The sequence below is a fragment of the Streptomyces sp. NL15-2K genome, from assembly GCF_030551255.1.
In the GTDB taxonomy this organism is placed as follows: Bacteria; Actinomycetota; Actinomycetes; order Streptomycetales; family Streptomycetaceae; genus Streptomyces.
In genome coordinates this window covers 457,064-470,077 of record NZ_CP130630.1, presented here as the reverse complement: position 1 = coordinate 470,077, position 13,014 = coordinate 457,064, and the positions used below count along the sequence as shown (strand labels likewise).

Genomic DNA, 13,014 nt, shown 5'->3' with positions numbered 1-13,014 from the left:
ACTCCCTTGTTCGACTAATCTACCGATCGATAGGTTGCGCCTACCGGGTGGTAGATTAGGATGCGTGGATACCGTCGTCAAGCCGCCCGAGGAGATCGATGAATGCAGCAACTGACAGCGCTCCCCGCGCCCAGCGACGGCTGGCGCCCGAAGTGCGGCGCCGTCAGATCGTCCTGGAGGCAACGCGGCTGATCTCTGCTGCCGGCTTCAACGCGGTGTCCCTGGCGGACATCGCGGACGCGTGCGGCATTCGGAAGCCGTCGGTGCTGCACCATTTCCCGTCCATGGCCGATCTCCTCGCGGCTGTCCTCGCTTACCGGGACGAACTGTCCTACCCCGTGCGACACGAGGTTGAGGATTTCGCCGACCCTGCCGCGGTGAACGAGGTGTTCCGGAGCTCGGTGGAGCACAACCAGCAGCAGCGTGAGTTGGTCCGGCTCTACGTCGTGCTCCGGGCTGAGGCTCTGGATGTCGGCCACCCCGCGCACGGCTACTTCCTGGAGAGGGAGCAGCGGGCGCTCGACGGTTTCGCGCGGGCGCTGTCCTGGAAACCGAAGCCGATGCTCGCCGCGCGGGAGCTGTACTCCTTCTGGACGGGATTGGAGGCGCTTTGGGTCGCTGATCCCACGGTGGACATGCTCGAAGTGTGGGATGCCTTCGCCGAGCGCTTCTTCACCATCAGTTGAGCATCACCTGACGAACGACACGACGTCGCAGTGCGACGCGCCCTGCACACCTCGATCCTCGGAGCACCGCTTTCATGGTCAGCTCAGTGCCTTATGCGTTGTCGATCGACTTCGGTGGCGACCGGTTCCCGGTGTCCGGGCCGCGGCCGCGGCTGTCGTGGAAGCCGCCCGCGGAGGTGCCCCCGGGCGCCGGCTACGACGTGGAAATCGTGATCGGCGACGGCGTGCGGGAAGTCGCCCGCACCCGGGAGCACCGGTGGGTCGCGTGGCCGGTTCGGCCGCTGCGCAGCGGCGAACAGGCGCGCTGGCGGGTCCGGACGGGCACGTTGCCGTGGAGCGAGTGGCACGCCTTCGAGGCCGGGCTGTTCGACGAGGACTGGACCGCCTGGTGGATTTCTCCGGCCGAAGCCGGGGACACTGAGCCCGGAGCCCGGCCCGCGCAGATCCTGCGCGGCTCGTTCACCGTACCCGCGGGGGTGACCCGCGCCCGCCTCTACGCGACGGCGCTGGGCGTCTACGAGGCGTTCGTCAACGGCGAGCGCGCCGGAACCGCCGAACTCACGCCCGGCTCGACCTCCTACGACCGCACCCTCTACGCGCAGGCGTCGGACGTCACCGCGGCGGTGCGGCCCGGGGCGAACACGATCGAGATCGTCCTGTCGGACGGCTGGTTCCGCGGCCAGGTCGGCGCCTTCCGCGAACCCGCGGACTGGGGGCCGCGCCTCGGCGCCCGGCTCGAGCTCCACCTGGCTTTCGCCGACGGCTCGACCCGCGTCGCCGGCACCGACGAGCACTGGACCGGCGGCCCCGGCCGGATCACCCGCGCCGATCTGATGGCCGGGCAGACCACCGACTTCCTCGCCCCGCGAGGCCCGGAACGCCCGGTGCTCCTCGACGCGGTCACCGCCCCGCCGATCGGCTGGTCGCCCGCCCCGCCGGTGCAGCGCGTCGAACGTCGGCCGCCCGTGTCGGTCACGCAGCTGCCCACCGGCGCCTGGATCGCCGACTTCGGCCAGAACGCCTCGGGCTGGGTCACCCTTACCGACCTCGGCCCGGCGGGCACCAGGACCGTGCTCGACTACGGCGAGCACCTCGACCCTGCGGGCGATCTCACGACGTCGCACCTGGACGCGGCCCGCCCGGGCGAGCCGCCGGTCCCGTTCGTCCAGCGGGACGAGGTGGTCTCCTCGGGCGCGCCGGGTGAGGTCTTCGAGCCGCGGCACACCGTGCACGGCTTCCGGTACGCGCGGCTCGAGCGCGGTGGCGTGCCGCTCGACCCGGCGGGCATCGTCATGCAGGTCGTGCACACGGACCTGCGTCCCACCGGGACTTTCGCCTGCGGCGACGACGACCTCAACCGGCTGCACGAGGCGGCCGGCTGGAGCTTCCGCGGCAACGCCGTCGACGTGCCGACCGACTGCCCGCACCGGGAGCGGCTGGGCTGGACGGGCGATTACCAGGTCTTCGCGCCGACCGCGGTGCGGCTCTACGACGTCGCCGGTTTCACGCGCAAGTGGCTGCGCTCGGTCCGGGACGACCAGCTGCCCGACGGCCGCGTCGCGAACTTCTCCCCGGACGGGCACCGCATCAAGGAGCACCCCGACGTCCTGTTCGCGATGATGACGGGCTCGTCCGGCTGGGGCGACGCCATCGCGCTCGTGCCGTGGCTGCTGTACGAGACGTATGGCGACCGCGAGGCATTGGCCGAGAACTGGGACGCCATGGTCCGCTGGGTCGAATGGGCACTGGCGACGGCACGGACTTCGCGGCACCCGTCGCGGGTGGAGCGGTCGGCCGAGCCGTTGCCCCACGAGGAATTCCTCTGGGACGGCTCATTCCACTGGGGTGAATGGATCGAGCCGAAGGCGCGCGCGGAGGACGGCTCGCTCATCGACCCGGTGCAGGCCGACCCGGCCGGCTGGTTCACCGCCGACAAGGGGGAGGTAGGGACGGCCTACCTGGCCCGGTCGACGGCCACGCTGGCCGCGACCGCGCAAGTCCTCGGCCGAACCGAGGACGCGGCCCGCTACACGGAACTGGCGGACCGGGTGAAGGACGCGTGGCGCACCGAATTCCTCGACGACAGCGGGCGCACCGCCGCCGACACGCAGGCGAGCTACGTCCGCGCGCTCCACTTCGGACTCGTGCCCGGCGACCTGCGCACGGCGTCCGCGGCGCGGCTGGTCGAACTGGTCCGGGAAGCGGGCACGCACCTGGGCACCGGCCTCCTGTCGACGGCCGACCTGCTGCCCGTGCTCGCCGACCACGGCCACGCCGGCGTCGCCTACGAGGTGCTGTTCCAGCGCACCTACCCGTCGTGGCTCGGCATGCTCGACCGCGGCGCGACGACGATCTGGGAAGACTGGGACGGCGTCGACGCCGACGGCACCGCGCACGCGTCGCTCAACCACTACAGCAAGGGCGCGGTCGTCCGGTTCCTGCACACCCACACCCTCGGCCTGCGGCAGGCCGAGGGCTCGGTGGCGTGGGAGTCGTTCGTCGTCGCGCCGGTGCCCCACGCCTCGATCACGTGGGCACGCGGGACGTTCGACGGTCCGCAGGGGCTCATCGCGGTCGAGTGGTACGTCGAGGGTGAGGAGCTGCTGATCACCCTCGACGTGCCGCCCGGGTCGAGGGCGACCGTCGTCTTCCCCGGCGGCGAGGAGGTCACCGCCGGGGAAGGCCGGTTCGCGGACCGGCGGAAGCTGTGACGCCGTCCCTCAGACGGCCGACCAGCCGTCGTCGACCGGCAGCACGACCCCGTTGATCTCGCCGGCGGCGGGGGAGGCGAGGAAGGCAGCACCCTCGTCGAGGAGGTACGCCGGGGTGCGGTGGACGAGCGTGCCGTGGATGTCTGCGTCCGCCGGGTGCTGCGGGCCAAGTTCGAGTCCGGGCTCTTCGAGAACCCGTACCCCGCCGAGCACATCGACGTCACCGCTATCGCGGGTGAAGGGGCGGAACGACCTAAAGCTACCCGGCGTACCGGGAGCTGCTCGCGGTCCAGGCGCGCGGCCAGGCTGGCAACGCCGTCGGGGTCGCACCGGCCAAGGCGGACTGGCTCAGCGGCGTGGTCGATCCCGTGGGGCGGCCACCTCCGTCCACGACAGCTACGGTGCCCGTCCGTTGTGCGAGGAGATCGCGCAGTTCGCGAAAAGCGTCCCACTCGCTGGTTCCGCGCCACCGACCTCCCCCTGACCGGCTCCGGGAAGATCCAGAAATACTGCCTCCGTGAAGGCATCGACCAAGCCCAGCTGGACGAACTACCCGGTTAGTACTCCAGCAGCGTTTCGCTGTCTGACCTGCGGGTTTCGCTGGGCGGCTGGAGCGTAGCGGGTCATGGAGTGGTGAGGGGCGGTCTCACGGAGGCCGGCGCGAGCGCCGACGAACACGCGGCGGCCGTGCGGCCCGCTGACCCACCCCGGGCATTCCGTCACTCCACGAGCCGCATTTCGTCGGGTCCCCGGGGTGTGCTGGTGGTGGCCAGGAGCGCGAGGAGTTCCTCCTGGTCTCCGGGTAGTGAGGGTGAAGCGGTGGACTGGCTTTCTCCGGCCGTGTTGGTGCCCACCCAGCCGGTGCGCTCACCGACTACAGCGATGACGACATCGGCACCCTCAGCTGCAGTGCGCACTGCCGCGGCGTCGAGAGGCGGGGATGCCTCGGGGTCCGAGGTGAACCGGCCAGCGATGAGAAGTCGACCCTTGCATCGATCTGGCGCAGGGCCTCGAGTACGGTCAGGGCATCCGGGTGGATCTTCCGGGCCTCGGCCTCGAAGATCCCCTCGAAGGCGGGGATGCGGGTCTGGAAGATGTCGGTAAACACGAACGTCTTCGGGTCCACGCCGGGGACCCGGCCCTCCATCACCGCTCGCATGCCCAAAGGCATCTCACCGAGGGCGACGGACGTGTAGGTGCCGAAGTGGATGCGCAGGTCGTCCGCGGCGGGACCGACCACCAGAATCCTGCGCTCGCCCGGGGTAAGCGGCAGAGTGCCGTCGTTGTCGAGCAGGACCACAGCCCGCTTCCGCGATCGCCTGCCGGACACGGACGGCCTCTTCACGGTCGGGGAGCGCCGACCGCGTGGCCGCTCGGGGCGCGGTGAACGCGGGGATGAGGCCGAGCCGGGCCTTGATGGTCAGCAGTGCGGTAGGCGGTGCGCAGCAGGTTCACTGCGTCGTAGTCGCTGACGACCAGGCCCTCGAAGCCGAGCGTGTTGCGCAGGAACTCGGTCAGCAGCCAGCGGTTCGCGCTCGCCGGAATGCCGTCGATCTCGCTGTAGGAGTTCATCACCGCGCAGAGCCCAGCCTCGGTGAGGGAGCGGCGGAACGGCTCGTACTCATCGGTCATGGCGCGCCGGCCCAACTGAGTGATCACAGTGTTGAGGCCGCCCTCGGAGGCACCGTAGCCCAGGAAGTGCTTGCCCACCGCCAGCACACCCGGGTCCCGGTCGGCGCCTTGGACACCGCGGACGAACGCGACGGAGACCTGGGCAACCAGTTCTGGGTCCTCGCCGTAGGTCTCGTGTACGCGGCCCCAGCGCGGATCGCGGTTGATGTCCATGACTGGGGAGAAGAGCAGATGCATTCCCGCGTGTCGCATGTGCGCGGAGGTCACCGCGGAGGCGCGCTGGATCAGCTCGGTATCCCAGGTGGCAGCCTGTCCCCATGCCGTCGGGAACTGGGAGCCGGACGCGTGCAGGAACCCGTTGATGCCCTCGTTGTGAACCAGGGCTCCGATACCGAAGGGCGATGCCTGCCGGACCGCGTCCTGGATGTCAGCGAGCGCCCTGCGCAGGCTCTCGGCGTCGTGTCCCAGGAACCAAGCGAGTGACAAGTGTCCCACGCCGTGGGGGCGCAGCGCGGACAGCAGGCCTGTGTCCGGTGTGGGAGCGGCCGGAGTGCCCTCGCCTCGTTGGGTGAGGACACCAGGTGCTCTGTCACTTGACGGTGACGTCGACCGGTTCGCATCCGGGCGCGGTGGCGGTGAGGCGGATCTCGCCCGGTCCGGTCAGTCGCAGGGCAGCCAGGGCACTGCCCTGATAAAGGTGGCAGCACGGATGAAGGCACGAGGCAGTCGGGGACGGCCTTGTCCGCTCAGTAGGTGTAAAGACGGACGCGGACGATCCCGGTCGAGGTCAGCGGGAGAGGGATCGGGAAGAAGGCCGGCTGGGAAGCGTCAAGGCTGTGCAGCCGCACTGAGGCGCCCGACGAGGTCTCGTCGCCGCCCAGTCGGCGGGTGACGGTCCATCGGCCGTCGAAGTCCAGTTCCTCGACGGACAGGATGCCGACCCTGGCGTCCTGAGCTGCCGTGAATCTCGTCGTGAAACCGCGGCCCACCAGGAGGAACTGGTCCCGTTCCTCCTGCAGGACCAGCCCGTAGGCGGGGCCGCCGGACTGCCTGAACGGACCTGGGGCGTCGAAGGCCAGGGTGTACGGGTCGGCCGAGTGCCGGGTAGTGGGGCGCTCGTGGTCGAGCATGAATCCCGTGACCCTCCTCGCTCCGGCGCGGGTGCGGTCGGTCGCCGCGGTCAGCAGGCGGTAGGCGTCGGCGAGGGCCACGCCGTCCGGGGTGTCGCCAGGCAGGGAGTCGACGCCGAACGGGGCGACGCCGAGCGCGCCGTACTCGCCGATTGCCGTGAACATCAGGCCGATGCCCGCCGGGCTGCGGCGCATTTCGGGGATGAAGAGCCGACCGGTCGCCTGGGTGTAGTCGCGGCAGATCGCGTTGGTGTCGCCGAAGTAGATGTCCGGGGCCAGGAAGCCGAGTGTGGGGGCGGCGGTCTGCCAGATCGGGGCGACGCGTGGGAGCGGTCCGCCGCTGGGGTAGGTGCCGGGCTGCTGGCCGCCGGCGAGGGCGACGGTGCCGGCTGTCTCGGGCGCGGTTTCCTGCGGGGGTTGCTCGCGGTTCAGGCCTGTGGGCAGGTCCAGTTCCAGTGGGGCGTCGAGCCAGGCGTTGACGTACAGCGGCACGTCGTTGGCCTTCCGCCCGGCAGAGGCGACGTGCTCGATGTAGGCGGCGTAGGCGTGGGCCATGAACGCCTCGTCGGCGTTGGGCCCCTGGCCGAGTAGCTCGGGCCAGCTCCCCTCGCGGCGCGATCCCGCCGCGAGCCAGTCCTGGTGCACCGGCAGGTGGCCAGACCGTGCGATGGCTTCGACGACGGCAGGCGGGACCGTGGAGTGGAATGCCTTCTCGGCCAGCGGGCTGCGATCGCGGGAGTCGCCGAGGAGTCCCACCTCATTCTCCACCTGGACCATTACCGCGGTCTGTTGCTGGTCGACGTCCCGCAGGTGGTCCATGAGTGCGTGGAAGGCGCGGGCATCGGCATCGCGTGACTCGGCGGCGAACGGTGACAGGTGTTCGATCCGGCCGCTCGTCGTGGTGTGAGCCCGGGGGAAGCGGTCGGTGTCCTGCTTGACCCATGCCGGGACGTACGAGGACATGGCGTTCTTCCACGATCCGAACCACAGCGGCACCAGTTTCAGGCCGCGCTCACGGGCCGCGGTGATCATGCTATCGAGCAGGGCGGTGTCGAAGGTTCCCTCCGACGGCTCCCACAGGTCCCAGGCCACGGGCGCGAGGACCGTGTTCGCGCCCAGAGCGCTGACCTTGTCGAAGGCCGTGCTGATGGCCTGCGGGGTACTGGAGCTGGAGTTGTGTACTTCGGCGCCGAGGAGAACGAAGGGAGCACCGTCGATGAGCAGGTCCAGCCCTTCCAGTCGCACTCGGGTGGGCTGTCCGGGGATAGCTGCAGACATGGTCTTTCTCTCAGTCGGTGGACTCGGAGCGGGGCATCGGGGTCGGCCATGGGGTGCTCGCTCATGTGGCTGTGACAGTGGTCTGGGCCACGTCGCAGCCCGGCGCCGTAGCGGTGAACAGCATCCAGGTGTCGCGGTAGATTCCCGCACCGGTGTACCAGCGGGAGTCGTGGTGGCTGCGGGCCACCACGCGGATCTCGTTGTCCTCGCCGAAGCGCAGGGACCGGTCGGCATCGATGTGGAAATGGGAGTAGCCATACGGGCGTTGCCCGGCGTAGTCGCCGTTGATGTGCACCGTGGCGTCGCGGTGGACGCCCTCGAACTCGAACAGGATCCGCTTGCCCCGGAGTTCCTCGGGGACGTGGAACGTCTTGCGGTACTCGAAGGTCCCTCCTGGGAAGTAGGTGCCGGCGCCACCCTCGGCTCCGGTCGACTCGACCGGGGCGACCCGTTCCTGCCCGATCATCGCGTCGTGCGGCACGGTCACCGGCTGGAACGGGAGGGATACCCCGGACAATTCGACGAACGGGTTCACCTTGGGGCGGGCCTGCCAGTTGTCGTTGAATGCGGAGCGGAGCACGGGCTCCACTTTGTTCGACAATCCGACGCCGGTCCATTCGCCACCGCGTCGACGGGGGGTGAGAGGGCCCCTGGCCGGCAGCGGCGCGCCCTCGTCGTAACGGTGGTCGTGAGCGACGGCCTCGCCGCCGGGCTGCGCCGAGCGTGCGTTCTTCGCCAGCCCCCCGGTTGCTGCTGGTGTTGTCGCCCTCCACCCATTGGCTCGCCGTGGCGGACCCCCAAAAGGAGTTCGGGCTGGATCGTGGTCACAAGGTCTCCATGGGACGCGTATGAGCCGACGCCTGGGGGCACACGCGGGTTGCGACGTCGGTACCGGATGGATGCGCCAACCGTAGCCTCGCCTACGCCTAAAATAGAAGCGTGATTCTACATTGAGACAGGTGCTGGGATCGACCCTATGCTCGACCTGTGACAAAGCAGACGAAGGCAGCGAGCATCGGGGCCCGCGGCCCCCGGGGGGCCTACGCGAAGACCGCCGAGGTGCGGCAGAAGATCCTCGACGCCTGCATCGAGGCGTTCGGGGCCGGAGGATTCCACGGCGCCACCATGAAGGAGATCGCAGAGCGAGCCGGCATCAGCCAGACCGGACTGCTGCACCACTTCGACAGCAAGGCGGAACTGCTGGTCGAGGTGCTCGCCGCACACGAACGGGAGACGGCCGCGATCGTCCGGGAAGCCGACGACCTGGACGTACTGCAGACTCAACTGCGAGTCGCGCACGCCAATGAGACCCGACCAGGGCTGATTCAGCTGCACAGCATCATCTCGAGTGAGGCCACGGTCAGCGAGCATCCCGCGCACGAGTTGTACCGGGCCCGCTACGACAGCCTGCGCCTCCACCTGACCCGGATCTTTGCAGAGTTGCGCGGTCGCGGACGCCTGAAGGTGGACACGAAGCCGGACGTCCTCGCGAACCTGCTCGTCGCTGTCATCGATGGACTCCAGATCCAGTGGCTGTACAACCCAGGTGCGGTGGACATCTCGACAGGCATCGAGGCCTTCATCGCAGGGGTGATTGACGACGTGGTCTGAGAGCTTCCACACGACTTGAGCCGTGTGCTAGCGTCCAAAACAATCTCGAAATACGAACCTAACTTAGGGATTGAGGCGGTCGGTTCCCCGATCACGCACGCGCAGTCAAGGAGAATCCAAATGATCGTGTCAACCCGCCTGCGTGGCTGGCGGGGCGGAGGTGAACCGCCTCTTGTCACGCAGCATTGCCCAGAGCACGTTCGCGCGGCGACGGGCGAGCGAGAGGATCGCCTGGGTGCGGATCATCCCGTCGGCTCGCTTCTTGAGGTAGTACTGCGCGGACCTGTAGAAGAGCCGGCGCAGACGGTGGTTACAGCGTTCAGGCCGGTGATGGTTGCCGGTGGAGCGACCGGAGTCGCGGGGCACGGGGGCCAAAACCGCGTGCGAGGCCAGGCAGCCGGCATCACGGTAGCCGGACAGATCGCCGACGATGGTGACGAACTCGGCGCCCAGAATGGGGCCCATGCCGAGCACCGACTCGATGATCTCGGCTCGGTCATCCGTGCGGAGGCTGTCGCGGATCTCTCGGTCGTTGTCCTTGATCCGTTCATCCAGCGCCAGGGGCAGGTGGGCCGGGTCGAGTACCAGCTTCTGGGCCCGGGCCTCCCGAGACAGGGCGGCGGTCCGGGCGGCCTCGACGGCCCCGGTCGCGACGTCGGCGGCGCCGCAGACCTTGCGGCGTTCCAGCCAGGCGGTCAGCCGCTTGACGCCGATCCGGCGGATGACTGCCGAGGTCTGATGCTCGGTCAGTATGACGACCGGGGCCTTGGCCGCGGAGTAGTCGAACGCCCGCTCCAGGGCCTGGAAGATACCTGTCCCTGCCGATGAACCTCGTCTTCGGCGCCCTCTCACACCGGACACGTGGCCGTCTCGGACGCCGGACACCCTCGATGCTGCTGGGCTCCGCCGGATGCAGTGTGGGGCTGCTGATCTGCGGGTTCGCAGCGAACATCCCCATACTGATCGCCGGATGGCTCTTCTTCCAGTTCTTCGTCAACGCGATCACCGCCGGGCTCATCGCCGTGGTGCCCGATCGGGTGCCTACCGCTCACCAGGGCTCGTACTCGGCCGTTTACGGCGTCTCGCTGATGGCGGGCGCCGGGGTCGGCACCGCAACCGCCGGGGCCTTCGTCTCCAGACCCTCGGTCGGCTTCTTCATGTTCGCCGTGGTCGTGCTCATCTCCGGGACAGTGATGGCGCTGCTGGCACCGGACCGCCCCAGCACCGACCTACAACGCTCGCCGCTCGACGCCCGAACACTGCTCGCAAGTTTCAGCTTCCCCACCAGGGGAGCACGCGACTTCTACCTCGCCGGTGCCGGGAAGTTCCTGTTCGTCATCGCCGCGTACTCCGTCTCGGCCTTCCAGCTCTACATCCTGACCGACTTCATCGGCCTTCCGAAGGCCGACGCCGGAGGCATCATCAGCATCACCGCGCTGATCAACCTCGTGCTCGGCCTGCTCTTCGGGTCGATTTCCGGGGCCCATATCCGACCGTCTGGGGCGTCGGAAGATCCTGGTCATGGGCGACGCGATCGTCGTCGCCGGCGGTCTGCTGATCCTCGCCGTGTTCCAGTCCGTCCCGGCGCTGTTCACCTACACCGTCATCGACGGAATTGGCCTGGCCGTGTTCAACTCCGCGGACCAGGCACTCAACTCTACTCGGCTGACGTGGCCACCGGCGCAGGAAGGTTCCGCACCGACGCGCCGGCCAGGAAGCTCCCAGAACGGGCCTGGCAGAAACTGTCCGCCGGATGCCTGCGGTCGTCTGCACGGACGACGGCGAGGAAGGCATGAGCGAGCATGGCGAGGGTGACCCAGCGGCTCCAGGAAAACTGTAGTACCAGGCAGCTCGCGATCACGCAATTCCCCTGCCGCAGGGTCGATCTGGACAGATCGTTTTCCCACGGGTAGACATTTAAGTGCTGCTTCGGGCGAATGGGTTACTCGTGGCCGAAAACCCGCCTACCAGGGGCTTCCCTTCTTTCCAGACACAACTGATCAGCCCGGCAGCCAAGTTGAAGAAACCGACCGACAGGACGATGTCCCGATGACCTCTACTGAACGCGTGATCTGTAATCCGCTCGATATTGCCTACCGTTACCAGGACATCCGTTTCTCTGGCACGGTCAATGGCATGAAGCTCGGTGAGCCGCGGCGAAGCGTGCATCGGGAGGCAGCGGATCCGTCCATCGTGTTGTACCGGGGCCGCTACTACATGTTCGCGTCGATGTCCGCAGGGTTCTGGCACTCTGAGGACCTCGTGCGGTGGGAGTACCGCGCGACATCCAAGCTGCCGGCCCTTGACTACGCGCCGGATGTCCGGGAGATCGACGAAGCGCTCTACCTCAGCGCGTCCCGCAAGGAGGACAACTGTCCTTTCTTCCGGAGCATCGATCCCTTGTCTGATGACTTCGTCGAGGTCACGCCCGGTGCCTTCCCCTTCTGGGATCCGAACCTGTTCCAGGACACCGACAACTCCGTGTACCTCTACTGGGGATGTGACAACAAGACGCCCCTCTACGGAGTCCGGCTCTCGGACACCTTCAGCCCGATCGGCGACCCGTCGCCTCTGATCAGGTCCGATGTCTCTGCTCACGGCTGGGAGCAACTCGGCGAGGACCATGTTGTCGTACCGCCGCAGACGGAGCGAGAGAAACTCGTCGCCCTGGTCGAGGGTACTGACCCGTACATCGAAGGTCCGTGGATGACCGAGCATGAAGGGACGTATTATCTGCAGTACGCAGCGCCCGCCACACAGCTGAACACCTATGCCGACGGGTATTACACGGCCACGTCCCCCCTGGGGCCCTTTGAGTACTCGCTTGACAGCCCTTTCTCCTCCAAACCGGGAGGGTTCATCACCGGAGCAGGACACGGCAGCACTTTCCAGGATCGTCATGGAAACTGGTGGCATGCGGCGACCATGCGCATCTCGGTGAATGACGTGTTCGAGCGACGCATCGGCATTTTCCCCGCAGGCTTCGACGACGACGGTGTGCTGTTCTGCAACCAGAACTTTGCTGACTTCCCGTTGGTGGTCCCGGACGGACCGTTCGATCCGTGGACGCCCCCCGCCTGGATGCTGCTCTCGTACAAGGCGGATGTCGTCGCTTCGTCCTCGGCGTCCGGTCACGACCCGGCGTCGGCCGTTGACGAAAACGTCCGCACTTGGTGGGCGGCCGCCAGCCGCGAACCGGGCGAGTCTCTGACCGTCGACCTGGGCGTGAGCAAGACCGTGCACTCCTTGCAGATCAATCTGGCAGATCATGAGTTGAGCGGCGTCGCACCCCAGGCGTCCGAAGGAGCCGACATGGGTCATTCTTGGCGGGGCATCTTTCCAAGCCATCAGCCGGCGGAGATCGTGGTCGAGATCTCGAAGGACGGTCAGGAGTGGACCTTCGTGCGGGACTCCCGGAGCGCGGGTGGCGATGCTCCGCACGCCTTCATCGTCCTCGACGCGCCGCAGCAGACACGGTTCGTACGGGTGACCAGCGGCCGACTGCCGTTCGATGGCGTCTTCGCCATCAGCGGTGTGCGGGTCTTCGGGGCGGGCGACGGCGACGCTCCGTGCCCAGTCCGCGCTCGGGCCTCCCGTGTGGATGACCGCACCGCCAGGATCGAGTGGGACGCTGTCGCGGGAGCCATCGGCTATAACATCCGCTACGGCCGACACCCGGAAAAGCTTTATCACAGCTGGCTGGTGTACGAGCGAACGGCACTCGACTTGCGGTCACTGAACGCGGGCGCGGAGTATTGGGTCGCCGTTGACGCGTTCGGCGAATCCGGTATCGCATCCGGCGAGAGTGTGTCTGTGAAGTAGGTGGAACGCCGGTCCCGCCCTGAACGCCGAAATGACCACCGGCGCAGGCATGTTCCGCGCCTAGTACTCCAGCAGCGTTTCGCTGTCTGACCTGCGGGTTTCGCTGGGCGGCTGGAGTGTGGCGGGTCATGGAGTGGTGAGGGG

The 13,014-nt window shown here is 68.0% G+C and carries 9 protein-coding genes and 2 pseudogenes; 5 read left to right on the top strand and 6 right to left on the bottom strand.

All coding sequences use genetic code 11. From position 1 onward, the window contains the following. The first annotated feature begins 98 nt into the window (after positions 1-98). Positions 99-686, top strand: coding sequence for a TetR/AcrR family transcriptional regulator (locus Q4V64_RS02010; RefSeq protein WP_124436857.1), 588 nt, complete (start codon positions 99-101; stop codon positions 684-686). A 74-nt stretch (positions 687-760) separates the two neighbouring features. Next, complete coding sequence (locus Q4V64_RS02005; RefSeq protein WP_124436856.1) at positions 761-3,397, top strand: family 78 glycoside hydrolase catalytic domain; 2,637 nt, start codon at positions 761-763, stop codon at positions 3,395-3,397. A gap of 9 nt (positions 3,398-3,406) precedes the next feature. Here the strand turns inward: Q4V64_RS02005 and Q4V64_RS54700 are convergent. The 5 genes and pseudogenes from Q4V64_RS54700 to Q4V64_RS01980 form a co-directional block, all read right to left on the bottom strand. Then, positions 3,407-3,514: pseudogene (locus Q4V64_RS54700) on the bottom strand (3-ketoacyl-ACP reductase); the annotation flags it as partial. A 757-nt stretch (positions 3,515-4,271) separates the two neighbouring features. Beyond that, a complete protein-coding gene (locus tag Q4V64_RS01995; RefSeq protein WP_216377513.1) occupies positions 4,272-4,727 on the bottom strand; it encodes a glycoside hydrolase family 3 C-terminal domain-containing protein in 456 nt (151 codons plus the stop codon). An 11-nt stretch (positions 4,728-4,738) separates the two neighbouring features. Beyond that, a complete protein-coding gene (locus Q4V64_RS01990; protein WP_216377512.1) occupies positions 4,739-5,515 on the bottom strand; it encodes a glycoside hydrolase family 3 N-terminal domain-containing protein in 777 nt (258 codons plus the stop codon). Between the two features lie 260 nt (positions 5,516-5,775). After that, positions 5,776-7,437, bottom strand: coding sequence for a DUF5597 domain-containing protein (locus Q4V64_RS01985; protein ID WP_172628948.1), 1,662 nt, complete (start codon positions 7,435-7,437; stop codon positions 5,776-5,778). Positions 7,438-7,498: 61 nt separating this feature from the next. Continuing rightward, positions 7,499-8,017 carry a sugar-binding domain-containing protein gene (locus tag Q4V64_RS01980; RefSeq protein ID WP_124436854.1) on the bottom strand — a complete coding sequence of 173 codons (519 nt, stop codon included), beginning with the start codon at positions 8,015-8,017 and terminating at the stop codon, positions 7,499-7,501. 407 nt (positions 8,018-8,424) lie between these two features. Between Q4V64_RS01980 and Q4V64_RS01975 the strand changes: the two genes are divergently transcribed. Then, the gene (locus Q4V64_RS01975; protein WP_124436853.1) at positions 8,425-9,048 is read left to right on the top strand and encodes a TetR/AcrR family transcriptional regulator; all 624 of its coding nucleotides are present in this window, start codon (positions 8,425-8,427) and stop codon (positions 9,046-9,048) included. 129 nt (positions 9,049-9,177) lie between these two features. Here the strand turns inward: Q4V64_RS01975 and Q4V64_RS01970 are convergent. Beyond that, positions 9,178-9,864 (bottom strand): annotated as a pseudogene (locus tag Q4V64_RS01970) (transposase); the annotation flags it as partial. An 8-nt stretch (positions 9,865-9,872) separates the two neighbouring features. Between Q4V64_RS01970 and Q4V64_RS01965 the strand changes: the two are divergent. Together Q4V64_RS01965 and Q4V64_RS01960 are read left to right on the top strand one after the other, a co-directional pair. Then, positions 9,873-10,844, top strand: coding sequence for an MFS transporter (locus Q4V64_RS01965; protein WP_124436852.1), 972 nt, complete (start codon positions 9,873-9,875; stop codon positions 10,842-10,844). A gap of 253 nt (positions 10,845-11,097) precedes the next feature. Further along, entirely contained in the window at positions 11,098-12,870 is a 1,773-nt protein-coding gene (locus tag Q4V64_RS01960; RefSeq protein ID WP_124436851.1) for a family 43 glycosylhydrolase, read from the top strand. Positions 12,871-13,014: the final 144 nt, after the last annotated feature.